At 65.5% G+C, this 18,145-nt stretch carries 18 protein-coding genes and 3 tRNA genes; 15 read left to right on the top strand and 6 right to left on the bottom strand.

Features of this window, described 5'->3' with window-relative positions:
- Positions 1–33 precede the first annotated feature (33 nt).
- The 3 genes from Q8N19_RS06865 to Q8N19_RS06875 all read left to right on the top strand — a co-directional run bounded on the left by Q8N19_RS06865 (position 34) and on the right by Q8N19_RS06875 (position 2,437).
- Positions 34–118: transfer RNA gene (locus Q8N19_RS06865), tRNA-Leu, on the top strand.
- Positions 119–261: 143 nt separating this feature from the next.
- Complete coding sequence (tig, locus tag Q8N19_RS06870; protein ID WP_305588954.1) at positions 262–1,620, top strand: trigger factor; 1,359 nt, start codon at positions 262–264, stop codon at positions 1,618–1,620.
- A gap of 202 nt (positions 1,621–1,822) precedes the next feature.
- Complete coding sequence (locus tag Q8N19_RS06875; protein ID WP_304753155.1) at positions 1,823–2,437, top strand: ATP-dependent Clp protease proteolytic subunit; 615 nt, start codon at positions 1,823–1,825, stop codon at positions 2,435–2,437.
- An 80-nt stretch (positions 2,438–2,517) separates the two neighbouring features.
- Here Q8N19_RS06875 and Q8N19_RS06880 read toward each other — a convergent pair whose 3' ends face one another.
- Both Q8N19_RS06880 and Q8N19_RS06885 read right to left on the bottom strand, forming a co-directional pair.
- On the bottom strand, positions 2,518–2,952 hold the full coding sequence (locus tag Q8N19_RS06880) for a nucleoside triphosphate pyrophosphohydrolase (protein ID WP_305588891.1): 435 nt from the start codon (positions 2,950–2,952) through the stop codon (positions 2,518–2,520).
- The gene (locus tag Q8N19_RS06885; protein ID WP_305588893.1) at positions 2,952–3,569 is read right to left on the bottom strand and encodes an HAD-IB family hydrolase; all 618 of its coding nucleotides are present in this window, start codon (positions 3,567–3,569) and stop codon (positions 2,952–2,954) included. Before Q8N19_RS06885 ends, Q8N19_RS06880 begins: the two co-directional genes overlap by 1 nt.
- A 377-nt stretch (positions 3,570–3,946) precedes the next feature.
- Here Q8N19_RS06885 and clpX point away from each other — a divergent pair, with 377 nt between their 5' ends.
- The 6 genes from clpX (at position 3,947) to Q8N19_RS06915 (ending at position 10,572) form a co-directional block, all read left to right on the top strand.
- Positions 3,947–5,209, top strand: coding sequence for an ATP-dependent Clp protease ATP-binding subunit ClpX (clpX, locus tag Q8N19_RS06890; RefSeq protein ID WP_293321178.1), 1,263 nt, complete (start codon positions 3,947–3,949; stop codon positions 5,207–5,209).
- 224 nt (positions 5,210–5,433) lie between these two features.
- Positions 5,434–7,833, top strand: coding sequence for an endopeptidase La (gene lon / locus Q8N19_RS06895; protein ID WP_305588896.1), 2,400 nt, complete (start codon positions 5,434–5,436; stop codon positions 7,831–7,833).
- Positions 7,834–7,996: 163 nt separating this feature from the next.
- The gene (locus tag Q8N19_RS06900; RefSeq protein WP_293321182.1) at positions 7,997–8,272 is read left to right on the top strand and encodes an HU family DNA-binding protein; all 276 of its coding nucleotides are present in this window, start codon (positions 7,997–7,999) and stop codon (positions 8,270–8,272) included.
- Positions 8,273–8,393: 121 nt separating this feature from the next.
- Positions 8,394–8,470: transfer RNA gene (locus Q8N19_RS06905), tRNA-Val, on the top strand.
- A gap of 18 nt (positions 8,471–8,488) precedes the next feature.
- Positions 8,489–9,403, top strand: a complete 915-nt coding sequence (locus tag Q8N19_RS06910; protein ID WP_305588898.1) for an aldo/keto reductase — start codon at positions 8,489–8,491, stop codon at positions 9,401–9,403.
- 74 nt (positions 9,404–9,477) lie between these two features.
- The gene (locus tag Q8N19_RS06915) at positions 9,478–10,572 is read left to right on the top strand and encodes a glutathione S-transferase family protein (RefSeq protein ID WP_305588900.1); all 1,095 of its coding nucleotides are present in this window, start codon (positions 9,478–9,480) and stop codon (positions 10,570–10,572) included.
- Between the two features lie 29 nt (positions 10,573–10,601).
- On the opposite strand, the gene Q8N19_RS06920 is transcribed toward Q8N19_RS06915, so the two are convergent.
- From Q8N19_RS06920 to Q8N19_RS06935, 4 genes are all read right to left on the bottom strand, one after another.
- Positions 10,602–11,078 (bottom strand): MarR family winged helix-turn-helix transcriptional regulator, encoded by a 477-nt coding sequence (locus Q8N19_RS06920; protein WP_305588904.1) that lies wholly within the window; start codon positions 11,076–11,078, stop codon positions 10,602–10,604.
- A complete protein-coding gene (locus tag Q8N19_RS06925) occupies positions 11,071–12,207 on the bottom strand; it encodes a hypothetical protein (protein WP_305588908.1) in 1,137 nt (378 codons plus the stop codon). Before Q8N19_RS06925 ends, Q8N19_RS06920 begins: the two co-directional genes overlap by 8 nt.
- A 163-nt stretch (positions 12,208–12,370) precedes the next feature.
- A tRNA-Asp gene (locus Q8N19_RS06930) sits at positions 12,371–12,447 on the bottom strand.
- A 55-nt stretch (positions 12,448–12,502) separates the two neighbouring features.
- Positions 12,503–14,056, bottom strand: a complete 1,554-nt coding sequence (locus tag Q8N19_RS06935) for an AbgT family transporter (RefSeq protein ID WP_305588910.1) — start codon at positions 14,054–14,056, stop codon at positions 12,503–12,505.
- 247 nt (positions 14,057–14,303) lie between these two features.
- On the opposite strand from Q8N19_RS06935, the gene Q8N19_RS06940 reads away from it, so the two are divergent.
- The 6 genes from Q8N19_RS06940 to nuoE are packed head-to-tail and all read left to right on the top strand — an operon-like array spanning position 14,304 to position 18,128.
- Positions 14,304–14,681 (top strand): NADH-quinone oxidoreductase subunit A, encoded by a 378-nt coding sequence (locus Q8N19_RS06940; protein ID WP_293321188.1) that lies wholly within the window; start codon positions 14,304–14,306, stop codon positions 14,679–14,681.
- The gene (locus Q8N19_RS06945; protein WP_305588912.1) at positions 14,651–15,232 is read left to right on the top strand and encodes an NADH-quinone oxidoreductase subunit B family protein; all 582 of its coding nucleotides are present in this window, start codon (positions 14,651–14,653) and stop codon (positions 15,230–15,232) included. The genes Q8N19_RS06940 and Q8N19_RS06945 overlap by 31 nt, the downstream gene beginning before the upstream one ends.
- Positions 15,229–15,858, top strand: coding sequence for an NADH-quinone oxidoreductase subunit C (locus Q8N19_RS06950; protein WP_305588914.1), 630 nt, complete (start codon positions 15,229–15,231; stop codon positions 15,856–15,858). Before Q8N19_RS06945 ends, Q8N19_RS06950 begins: the two co-directional genes overlap by 4 nt.
- Positions 15,855–17,090 (top strand): NADH-quinone oxidoreductase subunit D, encoded by a 1,236-nt coding sequence (locus Q8N19_RS06955; RefSeq protein ID WP_305588921.1) that lies wholly within the window; start codon positions 15,855–15,857, stop codon positions 17,088–17,090. Before Q8N19_RS06950 ends, Q8N19_RS06955 begins: the two co-directional genes overlap by 4 nt.
- Positions 17,087–17,437, top strand: a complete 351-nt coding sequence (locus Q8N19_RS06960) for a nuclear transport factor 2 family protein (protein ID WP_305588926.1) — start codon at positions 17,087–17,089, stop codon at positions 17,435–17,437. Before Q8N19_RS06955 ends, Q8N19_RS06960 begins: the two co-directional genes overlap by 4 nt.
- Before the next feature lie 7 nt (positions 17,438–17,444).
- Positions 17,445–18,128 (top strand): NADH-quinone oxidoreductase subunit NuoE, encoded by a 684-nt coding sequence (nuoE, locus tag Q8N19_RS06965; RefSeq protein WP_305588928.1) that lies wholly within the window; start codon positions 17,445–17,447, stop codon positions 18,126–18,128.
- Positions 18,129–18,145: the final 17 nt, after the last annotated feature.

Below are 18,145 nucleotides of genomic sequence, written 5' to 3' on the forward strand. Positions count from 1 at the left end.
CGAAGGCAAACCGCCGATGGCAGGCGATGGAACGCGGGCGTGGCGGAACTGGTAGACGCACTGGATTTAGGTTCCAGCGCCGCAAGGCGTGGAGGTTCGAGTCCTCTCGCCCGCACCACCTTTGCACTTGGACAGGGGAGGCGCCCGTGACATAAGGGCGCCCTCCCGCCGCCTCGACGTAGGCGGCGCTTCCCGTTTCACCATTAGGCGGACCGTCAAGAGCGCGTGACAGCGCCCCGGAGTCCGGAAGCAAGAATGTCGATGCAGATCGTTGAAAAGTCCGGTGAAGGCCTGAGCCGCGTCTATGGCGTCACTGTTCCGGCGGCCGACCTGGCCGAACGCCTGGAAGCACGCATCACCGAGATCACGCCCCAGCTCAACATCAAGGGCTTCCGCCCGGGCAAGGTGCCGCCGGCCCATGTGCGTCGGGTTCACGGCAAGGCCCTGATGGCCGAGCTGGTCGAGCAGACCATTTCGGAATCCACCCAGAAGGTGCTGGAAGAGAACAAGCTGCGCCCCGCCGGCGAACCGGCCCTGACGCCCGAGGGCGACCTGCAGGAAGTGGTGGACGGCAAGGCCGACCTGTCCTTCGAGATCGCCCTGGAAGTCATGCCGGAATTCGATCCGGTCGATCCTGCGACCCTGGAACTGGTCCGCCCGGTCTACAAGCCCGGCGATGATGAGGTCGACGAGGCCCTGGCCGAGCTGGCCAAGCAGAACCGCAGCTTCGAGCCGCGCACCGGCAAGACTGTGAAGGCCAAGGACGGCGATCAGGTCACCATCGACTTCGTCGGCAAGATTGACGGCGAAGCCTTTGAAGGCGGATCGGCCGAAGGCGCTCAGCTGGTGCTTGGCTCGGGCAGCTTCATCCCTGGCTTCGAAGACCAGCTGGTCGGCGCCAAACCGGACAGCGATGTGGTGGTCAAGGTGACCTTCCCCGAAGAATATCAGGCCGCTCATCTGGCCGGGAAGGAAGCCGAGTTCGAGGTCAAGGTGACCGCCGTCTCGGCCCCGGTGGACACTGTCGCCGACGACGCCTTCGCCGAGAAGCTGGGCATTGAGAGCCTGGACAAGCTTAAAGGGCTGCTGCGCGACAACATTGAGCAGCAGTATGTGAGCGCCTCGCGCTTCAAGCTGAAGCGCGCCCTTCTGGACGCGCTGGACACCAAGCACGACTTCCCCCTGCCGCCCAAAATGGTCGAGGCCGAGTTCGCCGCCATCTGGACTCAGGTTCAGCAGGACAAGGCGCAGGAGTCCCTGCCGCCAGAAGACGCCGGTAAGACCGACGAGCAGCTGGAGTCGGAGTATCGCAAGATCGCCGAGCGCCGGGTGCGTCTGGGCCTGGTGCTGGCCGAGATCGGCCGGATCAACAACGTCCAGGTGACCGAGCAGGAGCTGCTTGAGGCCATGCGCCAGGAGGCCATGCGCTATGGTCCCCAGGCGCAGCAGGTCTTCGACATGTTCCGCCAGAACCCCAACGCCCAGGCCCAGCTCCGCGCCCCGATCTTCGAGGACAAGGTCGTCGACCTGATCGTCGAAAAGGCCAAGGTCGAGGACAAGGACGTCAGCAAGGACGAACTGATGGCCGAGGACGATCTGCCGGAAGGCTACGGCGAGTAAGCCTTGCAGGTCACGCCACAGCGGCGCGACAATGTGATTGCGGATCCCGGCGTGGCCTGCAGGCGGCGCCGGGATTGTGCATTTTAGGGCTTCCGAAAGGGCCGGCGTCGGAGGGTCGCCTTGCAACCGGCCGCCGCAGACGCGATATCGGAAGGGACGGCGGCGATCAGACGTTCGCCAATCGAGAAGGGCTCTTAAGCTTATGCGTGACCATGTGACCACCGCGCTCAACCTCGTGCCCATGGTGGTCGAACAGACCAGCCGCGGCGAACGCGCCTTCGACATTTTCTCCCGGCTGCTGAAGGAACGAATCATCTTCCTCAACGGCCCGGTCGAGGACGGCATGGCCGCCCTGATCTGCGCCCAGCTTCTCTATCTGGAGTCCGAGAACCCCAAGAAAGAGATCTCCATGTACATCAACTCGCCGGGCGGCATCGTGACGTCCGGCCTGGCGATCTACGACACCATGCAGTACGTGAAGAGCCCGATCTCCACGGTCTGCATGGGCATGGCGGCCTCCATGGGCTCGTTCCTGCTAATGGCCGGCGAGAAGGACCAGCGGATCTCGCTGCCCAACGCCCGGATCATGGTCCACCAGCCCTCGGGCGGCTACACCGGCAAGGCCTCGGACATCCAGCGGCATGCCGAGGACATCATCAAGACCAAGGGCCGCCTGAACGAGCTCTACGCCAAGCACACCGGCCAGCCGATCGAGGTGGTCGAGGCCACCCTTGACCGCGACCATTTCATGACCGCCGAGGAAGCCAAGGCGTGGGGCATTGTCGACCACGTCTATGAGCGGCGCTCGGAGGACTGAAGACCCCGTTGCGCGGCGCTGCTCAGGCGCCGCGCGCGGATCTTTGACCTGGCCGCCGGCCTAGTTCGGCGAGCCGCCTCCTAACTGTCCGAGGGCTTAGACGCGAGCGGGTCGAGCGGGGCGCCATCCTCAGTTAGCGGTGGATACTGATCGGGGCGGGTCAGATAGTAGGCGATCCCAGGGGTCCCGCTCTCGCCCGCGACCGCGCGATTATATACCCGTCCCTCAAAGCCACCTCTTTGAGCGCGTTTGGCCAGGCGGGCGGCCTCTACAGCCTCTGGACTGAGGCCGGCGGCGGCGATCAGGGCCATCAACACCTCGCTGACGTCGGCCAGTTCCTCGAGGAGGTCATCGGCCGTGGCGACGGCGACCTCCTCAGCCTCCTCCAGGAGTTTCGCCTTGAGCGCGGTGAGGAACTCTGCGTCCCCGAGCCGGTGACAGAACACGGTCAGGCCTTGTTCGCGCATCATCGGGGGAAGACCGTCGCGGATCAGCTTCTCCACCCGAAACCGCATCAGGGGGTTTCCTTGAACACCCGATAGCCTGGTTCGTCGGCGATCTTCAGCATCTCCCGGTCGCCGCTGGTGTCGCCATAGGCGGCCCGCAGGCGAAGGTCGGGACCAAAGACCGCCTGCAGGCGGGACACCTTCTCAGGCCCGCGGCAGTTGCGGCCCTCGAACATGCCAGCCACGCGGTCCTCGGAATCGAAGGCCAGGCGGGTGGCGATCAGATGATCGGCCCCAAGGCCCCGGGCGAAGGGCTGGACGATGATGTCCGGCGAGGCGGTGACAATGACCATGGTCGCCCGCCGGCCGCGCCAGCGCCGCCAGGTGTGCAGGGCGTCAGGCCGCAGAAGGCGCGGGGCGTAGGCCTCGGCGAAGGCGCGAGCCTCGGCCTCCAACTCGGCTCTGGGGACACCGAGTAGAAACTCCCGCACGGCGGCGGCCTTGATGCGGCCCCGGTTGCGATGAAACAGGTAGCTGGCGCCGGCCGGCGCAAGGCGGCGCATGCCGCGGGCATAGCGGGCCCCGCCCGCCCGCCAGCGCAGGAAGGCTGTGAAGCTGTCCTTGGTGGTGAGCGTGCCATCGAAGTCGAAGGCCACGACGCCCGTGTCGTCAGCCGGATCGTCCATGATTCCCCCAAAAAACGCGGCTTGCGCCGAAATAGCGCAGTCTGGCCCCTGGACTGCAACCGCCCCGAGCCGCCTTGCCAGAACCGGGCCGATGCTACTGCGGGCGCAAACAACGCATTCCCCTTTTCCCGCAAGGGAGTCGTGGGGCGACTTGCGTCAATCCGATACAATCCCATCTAGAGATTCGAAATTGCGCGCTATCCGGCCGGGCTGGCCACCTGACGCGTCAGGTCCGGCAAGGCTTGTGATCCTGGCGCGGATCGGGGAATGTCAAGGATTGGACAACCCCCGGCGCGTATCCTGCAAGGACGGCGGGAAACGCCGCCCGCGCCACGGGCACGGTTTCGACCGACGTCGTCGAGAGAGTGAGACTAAACATGACCAAGGCCGCGAGCGGGGACTCCAAGAGCACGCTGTATTGCTCCTTCTGCGGAAAGAGCCAGCATGAAGTCCGCAAGCTCATCGCGGGCCCCACGGTGTTCATCTGCGATGAATGCGTCGAGCTCTGCATGGATATCATCCGCGAGGAGCACAAGATCTCCTTCGTGAAGTCGAAGGATGGCGTGCCCACGCCCCGCGAGATCCGCGAAGTCCTCGACGATTACGTGATCGGCCAGGATCACGCCAAGAAGGTGCTCTCGGTCGCGGTCCACAATCACTACAAGCGCCTGAACCACGCCACGAAGAACAACGATGTTGAGCTGGGCAAGGCCAACATCATGCTGATCGGCCCCACCGGCACCGGTAAGACCCTGCTGGCCCAGACGCTCGCCCGAATCATCGACGTGCCCTTCACCGTGGCCGACGCCACGACCCTGACCGAGGCCGGTTATGTGGGTGAAGACGTCGAGAACATCATCCTCAAGCTGCTGCAGTCGGCCGACTACAATGTCGAGCGGGCCCAGCGGGGCATCGTCTATATCGACGAGGTCGATAAGATCAGCCGCAAGTCGGACAACCCGTCTATCACCCGTGATGTGTCGGGCGAGGGCGTCCAGCAGGCGCTGCTGAAGATCATGGAAGGCACGGTGGCCTCCGTCCCGCCCCAGGGCGGCCGCAAGCACCCGCAGCAGGAATTCCTGCAGGTGGACACCACCAACATCCTGTTCATCTGCGGCGGCGCCTTCGCTGGCCTGGACAAGATCATTTCGGCCCGCGGGCAGGGGACCTCCATCGGCTTCGGCGCCAAGGTCTCCGACCCTGACGACCGGCGTACGGGCGAGATCTTCCGCCGGGTGGAGCCTGACGACCTGCTGCGTTTCGGCCTGATCCCGGAATTCATCGGCCGTCTGCCGGTGATCGCCACCCTCGATGACCTGGACGAGGAAGCTCTGGTCAAGATCCTGACCGAGCCGAAGAACGCCTTCGTCAAGCAGTACCAGCGCCTGTTCGACATGGAGAATGTCGGCCTGACCTTTACCGACGACGCCCTCAACGCCGTGGCCCGCAAGGCCATTGCGCGCAAGACCGGCGCCCGGGGCCTGCGCTCGATCCTCGAAGGCATCCTGCTCGACACCATGTACGAGCTGCCGACCTATGACGGCGTGGAAGAGGTCGTGGTCAACGCCGAGGTCGTCGAGGGCCGCGCCCAGCCGCTGATCATCTATGCCGAGCGTCGGGATAAGGGCGGGGCGGCCTGAGGGCCGCCCTGAACACGGGTTTCTGTTGCGGCGCCGAAGACAAGTTGTCGCGCGCCGCCCCGGCGCCGCTTGAACCGCGGTCCGAAGCGTCCACATAAATAGTCTGAAGACACCGCCACACCGGCGGACGGACCGTCCGACTCAGGCGCATCGTCTGAGGTAACCGCGGCCCGAGGGTCGAGCCCTGCTTTTTTTCCGAGGGGGCCGACCGGGAGTGAAAGCATATGTCTGAGACCAAGAAGACCCTTCCTGTCCTTCCGTTGCGGGACATCGTCGTGTTTCCGCATCAACCCGTGCCGCTGTTTGTCGGGCGGGAGAAATCCGTGCGGGCGCTCGAAGAGGCCATGCGCGACGAGGGCAAGGACATCCTTCTGCTGACCCAGAAGGACAAGGACGACGATGATCCGGCGCCCATCGCCATCTATGAGATCGGCGTCGTCGCCACCATCCTCCAGCTTCTGAAACTGCCCGACGGGACCGTGAAGGTGCTGGTGGAGGGCAAGGCCCGTGCGGCCGTCGCCCGCTACACCGATCAGGCCGACTATTATGAAGCCGAGATCGCCGATCTGCCCGAAGACCCCCAGGCCTCGCCTGAGGCCGAGGCGCTGAGCCGCGCTGTGGTTGAGCAGTTCGAATCCTATGTGAAGCTCAACAAGAAGGTGCCGCCGGAGGCCCTGGCGGCCATGCCGCAGATTGAGAACCCGGGCGAGCTGGCCGATCGCGTCGCCTCGCACCTGTCGGTGAAGATCAGCGAAAAGCAGGCCCTGCTGGAGATCTTCGACGTCGTGAAGCGTCTGGAGAAGGTCTACGCCCTGATGGAGGGCGAGATTTCGGTCATGCAGACCGAGAAGAAGATCCGGAACCGCGTAAAGCGGCAAATGGAGAAGACGCAGCGCGAGTACTATCTCAACGAGCAGATGAAGGCGATCCAGCGCGAGCTGGGCGAGCAGGACGACACCCGCGACGAGCTCAACGAGCTGGAGAAGCGGATCAAGAAGACCAAGCTGTCAAAAGAGGCCCGCACCAAGGCCGAGGCGGAGCTGAAGAAGCTCCGCTCCATGAGCCCCATGTCAGCGGAATCGACGGTCGTTAGAAACTATCTCGACTGGCTGCTGTCCATTCCGTGGGGCAAGGCCAAGCAGAAGCCCATCGATCTCGCCCGGGCTGAGGAGATCCTCGACGAGGATCACTACGGCCTGGACAAGGTGAAAGAGCGGATCCTGGAATACCTGGCCGTCCAGGCCCGGACCGGGGCGCTCAAGGGTCCGATCCTGTGCCTTGTCGGTCCTCCGGGCGTCGGCAAGACCTCGCTTGGCCGCTCGATCGCCAAGGCGACGGCGCGGGAATTCGTGCGCGTCTCCCTGGGCGGGGTGCGTGACGAGGCCGAGATCCGCGGCCACCGCCGGACCTATATCGGCTCCATGCCGGGCAAGATCATCCAGTCGATGAAGAAGGCCAAGACCACCAACGCCTTCTTCCTGCTGGACGAGATCGACAAGATGGGCGCCGACTATCGCGGCGACCCGGCCTCGGCCCTGCTGGAAGTGCTGGACCCGTCGCAGAACTCCACCTTCGCCGACCACTATCTGGAGGTGGACTACGACCTGTCGCCGGTGATGTTTGTCACCACGGCGAACTCGCTCAACATGCCCCAGCCCCTGCTGGACCGCATGGAGATCATTCGCATCCCCGGCTACACCGAGGATGAGAAGGTCGAGATCGCCAAGCGCCACGTCCTGCCCAAGCTGACCAAGGACCATGGGCTGACGCCCGAGGAGTTCGTGGTCTCCGAGGACACGATCCGCGACCTCATCCGCTACTATACGCGGGAGGCCGGCGTGCGGTCGCTCGAACGGGAACTGGGCAATCTGGCCCGCAAGACCGTGCGCGATCTTGCCCGGGAGAAGCTGACCAGCATCACCATCGATCCCGATCGGCTGGCCAAGTACGCCGGGGTGCGCAAGTACCGCTACGGGGAGATGGATCTCGAGGATCAGGTCGGGATCATTACGGGCCTGGCCTACACCGACTTCGGCGGCGACATCCTGACCATCGAGGCGGTCAAGATGCCAGGCAAGGGCCGCATGACGGTCACCGGCAACCTGAAGGATGTGATGAAGGAATCCATCTCGGCGGCGAACTCCTATGTCCGCAGCCGGGCCACGCAGTTTGGGATCGAGCCCCCGAACTTCGAAAAGACCGACGTCCACATCCACGTGCCGGACGGGGCGACCCCCAAGGACGGTCCTTCCGCCGGCGCGGCCATGGCCACAGCCATCGTCTCGGTCCTGACCGGCATCCCGATCCGCAAGGACATCGCCATGACGGGCGAGGTGACCCTTCGCGGCCGGGTGACCGCCATCGGCGGCCTGAAGGAAAAGCTGCTCGCGGCCCTGCGTTCTGGGGTCAAGACCGTGCTGATCCCGCAGGAAAACGAGAAGGACCTGGCCGACATCCCGGCCAAGGTGAAGGAGGCCCTGGAGATCATCCCGGTGAACACCATGGATGAAGTCCTGGTCCGCGCCCTGACCCGTCTGCCCGATCCGATCGAGTGGACCGAGCCCCCGACCAAGGGGCCGGTCGCCGGTGATGACGGCGAGGCCGAGGCGATCATGACCCACTGAGGGTCAGACCGTTTCCATACCAGACCACAGGCGGCGCGGGCTCACTCCCGCGCCGCTTTGTTTGACGCGCCTGCTTAAGCCCGCATAATCCCTTGGCGCGAAGGTGTTTGCCGCTGCCGGCGCTTCGCGAAAAACAGAAAAAGGGCAGGGAGAGGAAACTACCATGACCAAGGCTGAACTGGTTTCGGCGATGGCTGAGAAGGCCGGGATCACCAAGTCACAGGCAAAGGACGCCCTTGAGGCCTTCGTCGATTCCGTCACCGGATCGCTCAAGGGGGGCCAGGAGGTGCGTCTGGTCGGCTTCGGCAGCTTCGTGCCGGTAAGCCGGGCTGCGGGCGTCGCCCGCAATCCGCGGACCGGCGAAAGCGTCAATCGCCCGGCCTCACAGACGGCGCGATTCCGCATCGGCGAAGGACTGAAGAACGCCCTGAACAGCTGATCGAAGGGGGCTGCTCACTATTCAAGGGGACGGCCGCGGCGGGGCGGCCGTCCCCTCTTTGCGTCTATCCTGCCGAATGCGGCTCCGAATCTCGCGTTGGAGGCGTTATGACGGCGGGCGAGGGCGGCTAGCTCAGCTGGTCAGAGCACCTGGTTTACACCCAGGGGGTCGGGGGTTCGAACCCCTCGCCGCCCACCATCCCTCGGCGAAGGACCCATGCGATACCGTCCCCTGGGCCGCACTGGGCTCACCGTTTCTGAGATCGGTTTCGGTTGCGCCAGTTTCTGGGGGCTGCCCCGGTTCGACGAGGCCGAAGCCGTGCGGCTGGTTCACCGGGCCCTGGACCTTGGCGTCACCCTGTTCGACACCGCGCCGGGCTATTCTCGCGGCGAGGCCGAACCACGCCTGGGCCGGGCCCTCAAGGGAAGTGATCCTGAGCGGCTGGTGATCGCCACCAAGGCTGGGACCTTTCATGCCGGCGGCGGACGGACGGGCCGAGACTTCTCGCCTGCCGCCATCACCACCAGTGTCGAGGCCAGTCTGCGCCGTCTTGGCGTCGAGCGACTGGGATTGGTGCAGCTTCATGGGCCGGCCGCTTCGGAGATGAACGGCGACCTGTTCGAGGCGCTTGAGCGCTTGCGTCAGCGGGGTCTGGTGGCCGCGTTCGGCGCCAACAGCTTCGACCCGGGGGTGATCTCCGCCATCATCGGTTCCCCCAGCCTCGATGTGGTGATGCTGGATTACAATGTTCTGCGCCCCGAGCGCAGCGTGTTGATCGATACAGCCGCCGCCCAGGGCAAGGGCGTTCTGGCGGGTATGCCGCTGGCCATGGGCCATGTGGACGGCCAGATCCGCAAGCTCCGAGGCGTACGGGACCTTTGGTACGCCGCCCGGGCCCTGAAGAACCATCGGCGGGAAGTGGCGCTCGCCGAGCGTTTCAGCTTTCTCCGCCGACTGGAGACCATGAGCGCGGCCCAGGCGAGCCTCGCCTACGTGCTGGAGCATCCCGGCGTCTCGGCCGCCGTGATGGGCACCACGCGACTGGCTCACCTGGAGGCGAACGTCGCGGCGTCTGGCCTGGGCCTGCCACCCGATGTGCGGGCGGCCATCAGAGATGCGCAAACCCGCTGAGCTTTCTGCTTCCCTCGCCCGGGGAGGCGGGTATTGTCATGGTGCATGCCGATTTATGGTGATGGAGCCCCTCCGTGATCTTCGACCAGGCTGACCTCATGCCCCGCCCCGGGCGCTACCGGATCCTCGCAGGACCCGGCTCGCCCTATTCGCACAAGGTCCGCGCCGCCCTGCGCTATCGGCGCATTCCACACGACTGGACGGTTCCCCTCGGCGGTTTTGATGGCTCAGGCCAGAGCGAGGGGCTCAAGGCCTTCGGCAAGCGGCTGTTGCCGGTCGTGGTCTATCCCGATGGAACCCCCTGGAACGACTCCACGCCGATCCTGCATGAGATGGAGGCCCTTCACCCTGACGCGCCCAGTCTCATGCCGCCAACCGCGCCACAGCGGTTCCTGGCCCGGCTGGTGGAGGATTTCGCCGACGAGTGGCTCGCCGTGATCCTGATGGCCTTCCGCTGGACGTCGGACACCGACGTCGCCTTCTGCGCGCGCCGCCAGATGGCCGGCTGGCTGGGGGATGTGGATGAACCGGCGCTCACGGTCGGCATCGAGAAGTTCACCGCCCGCCAGCAGATGGTTCGAAATTTCATCGGCGGCGGCGATCCCACCACCCACGCAGCGCTCGAGGCAGAATATCTGGCCCTGCTTGATATCCTGGAGCGGGGCCTGTCGCGGCGACTGTTCCTGTTCGGACAGCGGCCATCGATCGCGGACTTCGGCCTCTACGGGATGCTGAGCCAGCTGGCCATCGATCCGACTCCGTCCCGGCTGATGCGTGAGCATGCGGTGCGGACCTATCAGTGGACTCAGTGGGTGGACGACCTGTCCGGCCATCAGGCCGCGTGGGCGCATAACCCGGCGCCCGACGAGACCTTAATCGAGCTCGTCGCCCTGGCCGGCCGCGGATTCCGGTCCATGATGCTGGCTTCGGCCGAGGCCGCCGGCCGTGGCGAGCTGCGTTGCGCCTTCGAGGTCGGCGGCGCGCCCCTGGCCAGCGTCGCGCGCCCCTATACGGTGGACTGCTGGCTCTGGCTGAAGGCCATGTTCGCCGAGCTGTCTGAGGAGGAGCGGGGGAGCCTGCGGCCGATTCTGGAGCCCGCGGGTTTCTGGGGCGTCCTGGACTTCGCCCCTGGTGAAGCCGACCGTCTCAAGCCCTTCGCCAAGCTCTGACCCCGCCGGGTCGGCCCGGCCCGCCTGATTCAGAGGGTCCGGTTCTCGTCCAGCCAGATTCGCAGTTTCGTCAGACCCGGCAACAGGTCCTCCACCTCGCTCCGGGACAGGGCTGAGCGGGCGCGCGTCAGGATCGGCGCGGCCGCCGCAATGCACGCCGCGGCGGCCTCCCGACCAGAAGGCGTCAACAGGACCCGCTTGGAGCGCCCGTCCTTGGCGTCGGGAACGATCTCGACAAAGCCCTTCGCCTCGAGCCTTTGCAGGGTGCTGGTCAAGGTGCCCCGGGTGACCTGGAAGGCCGAGGCCAGCTGGGCCGGCGTCTTATTGTCGCCCAGCCGCACACAGTGGTTGAGCACGGTGAACTGGGCCTGAGTCAGGCCATGGGGCAGGACGCGCTCAAAGGCCGTGCCGCTCAGCTGATGGATGATGCCGATCTCATTGAACAGGGTGAACAGCCGCGCCTCGTCGGAAGGCTCGGTACTGGGTTCGGGTTTCGTGTCAGGCAAGGTGGGCGTTCAGTCCTCTGCGCGGCGTTGGGATAACGGGGTCAGCGTAGCCGATGCGATACAGCATTTGCAGCCTCTCTCCCCGCCCGATCAGGGCATGGACTTCCTCGTATAGCTCCGAGATTTCGGGATACTCCTGAAGCGTCTGGCTCCACGTGTGGATTCCGAGGCCAAGCTCGGTCGCCTTGAGGTTCAGCCGTACGTAGGCGCGACCGGCATGGAGCTGCTCAGTGCGGTCGTTGTCGCCGTTGGCCAGCCAACCGAACGCCCGGGCGGACATGGCCATCTCGCGATACATGTCGAGCCCCTGCTGGAATGCCGTTGAGGCCGGGTCACCCAGGGTGTCGCGGTTGACCACGCCCGCAAGCCGTCCCGCCCCGATGAGCGGTCCTTCCAGTTCGATCCCGTCTGGATTGGCGGTCACTTCGCGCGCGCCGATCCGCATCAGCTCCACCGATTCCTGCATCGGATCGGGTGTCGACATCTCGGTCATGTGGCCGCGCCACGTCAGGTCTCGAAGCCGAGCGGCAAGGTCGGTGTCTCCGACGCACTCGGACGTGTTTCCATAGGCGCCGCCAGCCTCCGCCAGCTCGACCAGAAGGGCCTGGGGCACGTTGCGGGGATGGTAGACCGTCTTGTTGGATCTGCGTTCCAGGATCTGGGCGAACAGAGGGTCTGGCTGCGCCTTGTCGGCCACGAATTCCACCCTGGCCACCGGGCGGTGATCCAGGGTGCTCATGTTCTCCCCATCGGGGAAGGGGGTGATGATCGCCGCGTAGCCATCCTGCGCCGCGGCGATCACCAGCAGCTCAAGGAAGGCGCCGCAGCCGATTGTGATCTGCCGGTCCAAGGGGTCGGTGGCGGGCAGGCGTCGCCCCAGGTCGCAGAACAGGGTCAGGGCCTGATCACCGTCCAGTCTGACCAGCCAGGGCTGCCGGTTATGGGGGTTGGGAGCCAGCAGGGCGTAGGAAAGGGCGCGGCGGCGGAACTCCTCATGCTGGCCGGCCTCTCGCCAGGGCGCGCGGGCTGCCCGGGAGGGCTGGTTCATGACGAGAAAGCCGCCTGTGGTGGTGGCCGCGACGACAACGCCGCCGCCGATCAGTTTCAGCACCTTCCGACGCGATGGCATCACTGGCCTCCATATAGTATGACATCAAACTAATAAAGCTTGATACCAAACCATAGTCAAGGGGCGAGCCTCAGGCCGAACCAGACGTCGATGGGCTGGCGCGAACTGGGCGATGGGAATTCTGGGAGGAGGGGGCCGCGCCAGATCTTCTCAAGGAAGACCATGGCGCGAGTGACGGGACTCGAACCCGCGACCTCCGGCGTGACAGGCCGGCGCTCTAACCAACTGAGCTACACCCGCATATGGCGCTCGCGTCGCCGCGAGGGGCGTCTGATAGGTCCCGACCGGAATCGTGTCAACTGGGCACGAGCGATGATGTGGCCTGAGGCGGCGAATAATGCACATCAGCCTGTGGACCGAGGGGGAGTTCGAGCGCCGACCACAGGCCGACCAGGATCAGGCCTGCGCTCATCATGGCCGCAGAATAGGGCAGCATGGCGCTGATCAGGCCGCCGACCCCGAAGCCGGGTCGCCATCTCTGGCAGAAGCCGAGCACCAGCGCGAAATAGGGCATGAGCGGCGAGGCCATGTTCACGCTGGAATCCCCCATGCGATAGGCCGCCGTGGTCATCTCGGGGCTGACGCCGAGCAGCATCAGCATCGGCACCAGGACCGGCGCCAGGGCCGCCCATTTGGCCGACGCCGATCCGATCAGCATGTCGAGGCCTGCGGTCAGGACGACGATGGCCATCAGCAGCACGGGGATCGGCAGGCCTGAGGCTCGCACCGCCTCCGCGCCGTTGATCGCAATAATGACCCCCAGGTTCGACCAGGTGAACATGGCGATGAAGTGGGCGGCGGCGAAGGCCAGCACGATGTAGGGGGCCATGGCGGCCATCGACTCTGAGGCCAGGCGCACCACGTCCCGATCCGTGCGGATCTGGCCCGTCAGCCTGCCATAGGTCAGGCCGCCAGCCAGAAAGAGGACGAAGAAGCCCGCCACCAGGGAGCGGAAGAAGGGGGTCCAGCGGCCGGGACCCTCCAGACTGTCATCGACCAGGGGCGCGCCGGGCATGAGCGCTAGGGCGGCCCAAACGACCATGACGCTCAGAACAGCCACGCCCGACCACCGCAGGGCTCGGCGTTCCGCAGTGGACAAAGGCGCGTCCTGCGGCGGCAGGTCGGTCGGCGGGGTCCAGGGCCCCAGGCGGGGCTCCACCACATTGGCCGTGACCCACCAGGCCACGGGGATGAACACCAGGGCGCCTGCGGCGGTGAAGTACCAGTTGCCCACCAGATTGGCGGTCCAGGTCGGGTCGATCAGGCGTGCGGCAGGCTCTGACAGGCCGAGAATCAGGGCGTCGAACTGGCCGGGCAGGGGATTGCCGGCGAAACTGCCCACCACGCCGGCGAAGGCCGCGGCGATTCCCGCCACGGGGTGGCGCCCCACCGCAGCGAACGCCGCGCCAGCGAGGGGCAACAGGATGACGAAGCCCGTATCGGCGGCATGGTTGGCGATGAGTCCGAGGAAGATGACCACCGGGGTCACCAGCCGGTGCGGCGTGCGACTCATCATGGCGCGAATCGCCGCCGACAGCAGCCCGACCCGTTCGGCTATGCCTGCGCCCAGCATGATCAGCAGGACATAGCCCAGCGGGGCGAAGCCGGTCAGGGTCTTGGGCATCTCGACCAGAAGGGTGCGGACATTGTCTGGGGCCAGCAGGCTCTGCGCCCGAAGCAACTGCCCATCCACAGGGTTTATGGCGCTGACGCCCGCCCAGGCGCAGATGACGCTGGCAAGGACCAGGGCGCCGATGATCCAGGCGAAGATGAAAACCGGGTCCGGCAGGCGGTCGCCCAGGCGCTCAATGGCGTCGAGCGCCCGGTGAAGTATGGGTTTTGCGGTCAATTTCCCCTCCCCGCTGCGGGGTCAGCCTAGGGCGCAGGGCGTGGCGCGGAAACCGCCGTCGCAGCGCTTGCGAAGCATTCGCAAAATAATCCGGATAATGCCCGCCTGCTGGGCGCGCTGCTCACCTCGCGACGTCTGGCCGCAGCCGCTGCAGGCGCGACCATGGCGTATCTCTGTTGTCGGAATCCGCTGTTTGAACCCTGCGCATTGCTGGTCTAGAAGGGCCCGCGACTCCTTCGAGGACTCCATGAACGCGTTCCTTCTGCAGTACCTGCCCATCGTGATTTTCCTGGGGATCGCGGCGGTTCTGGGCCTGGCCTTCGTGCTGGCCGCCGCCGTGCTGGCGCCCAAGGCGCCGGACCCTGAAAAGCTCTCGACCTACGAGTGCGGCTTCAACGCCTTCGACGATGCGCGGATGAAGTTCGACGTCCGGTTCTATCTGGTCTCGATCCTCTTCATCATCTTCGACCTTGAGGTCGCGTTCCTGTTCCCCTGGGCCGTCAGCCTGATGAACCTGCCCACCGAAGCCATGCAGTTCGCCTTCTGGTCGATGATGACCTTCCTGGGCATTCTGACTGTCGGCTTCATCTATGAATGGAAGAAGGGGGCCCTCGAATGGGAGTGATCGTTCCGGCCAATTCGGCCGCCCGGGCGACCGTCGAGGGCTATGACCCTAAGGTTCACGATCCCTTCTTCGATGGGGTCAATGACCAACTCGCCGACAAGGGTTTCATCACTGCGGCCGCCGACGACCTGATCACCTGGGCGCGCACCGGCTCGCTGATGTGGATGACCTTCGGCCTGGCCTGCTGCGCCGTCGAGATGATGCAGGCGTCGATGCCGCGCTACGACCTGGAGCGCTACGGCTTCGCCCCGCGGGCCAGCCCGCGGCAGTCCGACGTGATGATCGTCGCCGGCACCCTGTGCAACAAGATGGCTCCGGCCCTGCGCAAGGTCTACGACCAGATGCCGGACCCCCGCTACGTCATCTCCATGGGCTCCTGCGCCAATGGCGGCGGCTACTACTATTTCAGCTATTCGGTGGTCCGCGGCTGTGACCGCATCGTGCCGGTGGACATCTATGTTCCGGGCTGCCCGCCGACGGCCGAGGCGCTGGTCTATGGGGTTCTGCAGCTCCAGAAAAAGATCCGCCGCACCGGGACGATCGAACGATGAGCTGGCCCGTCTCCGCCGCCGACCTGCAGGCGCTCGGCCAGGCCATGGTGGCCAACAGCGCCGGCGCCCTGACCGCCGCCCATGTGACCTATGACGAGCTGTCGCTTAGCGCGCCCCTGCCGCGCATCGTCGAGGCCCTGACTTTCCTGCGCGATCACCCCGACTACCGGTTTGAGGTGCTGATCGACCTGACGGCGGTGGATTATCCCGAGCGCGAGAAGCGCTTCGAGGTGGTCTATCACCTGTTGTCGATGAGCAAGAACCTGCGGGTGCGGATCAAGCTGGTGACCGACGAGGACACGCCTGTCCCCACCGCGACCCCGGCCTATCCTTGCGCCAACTGGTACGAGCGCGAGGCCTTCGACATGTACGGGGTCTTCTTCGAGGGCCATCCGGACCTGCGCCGCATCCTCACCGACTATGGCTTCCACGGCCATCCGCTGCGCAAGGACTTCCCCATGAGCGGCTATGTGGAGCTGCGCTATGACGACGAGCTCAAGCGCGTGGTCTATGAGCCCATCAAGATGACCGAGTGGCGCAACTGGGACTTCCTCAGCCCGTGGGAAGGCGCCGAGCGCGGCTTCGCCGCCCTTCCGGGCGACGAAAAGGCGGAGCCCAAGGCATGACCGGCGAAGTCGTCCCCGCATCCGAGGCCCAGCTGGCCCACAGCCCCTCCGCCGAAACCGAAATCCGCAAGTTCACCATCAACTTCGGTCCCCAGCATCCGGCCGCGCACGGGGTGCTGCGCCTGATCCTGGAGCTGGACGGCGAAGTCGTCGAGCGCGTGGACCCCCATGTGGGTCTGCTCCATCGCGGCACCGAGAAGCTGATGGAGTACCGGCCCTATCAGCAGACGATCCCCTATTTCGATCGCCTGGACTATGTGGCCCCGATGAACCAGGAGCACGCCTATGTGCTCGCCATCGAGAAGCTGCTGGCCGTCGAGGTCCCTTACCGGGCCCAGCTGATCCGGGTCCTGTATTCGGAAATCGGTCGCATCCTGAACCACCTGCTCAACGTCACCACCCAGGCCATGGACGTGGGGGCGCTCACCCCGCCGCTGTGGGGCTTCGAAGAGCGCGAAAAGCTCATGGTCTTCTATGAGCGGGCTTCGGGCGCCCGGCTGCACGCAAACTATTTCCGCGTCGGCGGCGTCCGCCAGGACCTGCCGCCGGCCCTGGTGGCCGATATTTCGGCCTGGTGCGACGCCTTCCCCAAGGCGTTGAAGGACATCGACAGCCTGATCACCGGCAACCGCATCTTCAAGCAGCGCAATGTCGATATCGGCGTGGTCAGCAAGCAGGAGGCCCTCGACTGGGGCTTCTCCGGCGTGATGGTGCGCGGATCGGGCATCGCCTGGGACCTGCGCCGCAACAAGCCCTATGAGTGCTACAACGAGCTGGAGTTCGACATTCCGCTGGGCGTGAACGGCGACTGCTACGACCGCTATCTCTGCCGCATGGAAGAGATGCGTCAGTCGGTCCGCATCATGAAGCAGTGCTGCGATCGCCTGGAAAAGACCCCCGGCCCGGTGCTGACCGAAGACAACAAGATCGGCGCCCCCCGTCGTGGCGAGATGAAGCGCTCGATGGAAGCGCTCATCCATCACTTCAAGCTGTTCACGGAAGGCTACCGGACCCCGCCCGGCGAGGTCTATGCCTGCGTCGAGGCGCCCAAGGGCGAGTTCGGCGTCTTCCTGGTCTCCGATGGCTCCAACAAGCCCTACAAGTGCAAGATCCGCGCGCCGGGCTATCCGCACCTGCAGGCCATGGACTGGATGAACCGCGGCCACATGCTGGCTGACGTCTCGGCCATCCTCGGCTCGCTGGACATCGTGTTCGGGGAGATCGACCGATGAACGCCGCAGCTGCGCCCCAGTCGGCCGACCTCGCCCAGGGTCAACTTGACGCCTATAACGCCCAGGACGTGGACGCCCTTTGCGGCTTCTTCGCCGATGACCTGATCGTCGCCGATTTCAACGGCGCGGTGACGGTGGACGGACTTGAGGCCTTCCGGGCCAAGCACGTGGCCCTGTTCGCGGAGCATCCGCAGAACCGCGCCGAACTCGCCCATCGGGTGGTGATTGGCGACCGGGTGATCGATCACGAGCGGGTCTATCGCCAGCCCGGGCCGGTCAGCTTCGAAGTGGCCGCCATCTACACCATCGCCGGCGGCAAGATCGCCCGCATCGACTTCGTCAAGTGAGGGGCATGTGAGCGTTCGTCGTCTTTCGCCCAACCAACCCGCTAGCTTCGCCTTCCAGCCCGAGACGCTGGAAAAGGCCAAGTGGTGGATCGCCAAGTTCCCGGCCGGCCGCCAGCAATCGGCGGTGATCCCGATCCTGTGGCTGATCCAGAAGCAGGACGGCTGGGTCAGTGAGCCTGCCATCCGAACCGTGGCCGAGATGCTCGGCATGGCCCGCATCCGGGTGCTGGAGGTCGCGACCTTCTACACCATGTTCATGCTCGAGCCGGTGGGCAGCGTCGCCCTGGTCCAGGTCTGTGGCACCACGCCCTGCCAGCTGCGCGGCTCCGAGAGCCTGATGGCGGTGTGCAAGCGCAAGATCGGCGCAAAGGATCACCTGTCGGCGGACGGCAAGTTCACCTGGCAGGAAGTCGAATGCCTGGGCGCCTGCGCCAACGCCCCCATGGCCGCCATCAATGACTACTATTACGAAGACCTGACGCCGGAGAGCTTCGAGGCCCTGCTGGACGACTTTGCTGCCGGCAAGGCGCCGGCGCCGGGGTCTGCCGCCAAGCGCCAGGGATCGGCGCCCGAGGGCGGTCCGTTGACCCTGTCCGATCCGGCCCTCTATGACGGCTCGGCCGCCAAGCCGCTGAAGAAGATCCCCAATGCCGCGCCCAAGGCGAAGGCCAAGGCGGAGCCGACCGCGTGAGCGCAGAGGCGGGCATC

The sequence above is a fragment of the Phenylobacterium sp. genome (genome assembly GCF_030693405.1).
In the GTDB taxonomy this organism is placed as follows: domain Bacteria; phylum Pseudomonadota; class Alphaproteobacteria; order Caulobacterales; family Caulobacteraceae; genus Phenylobacterium.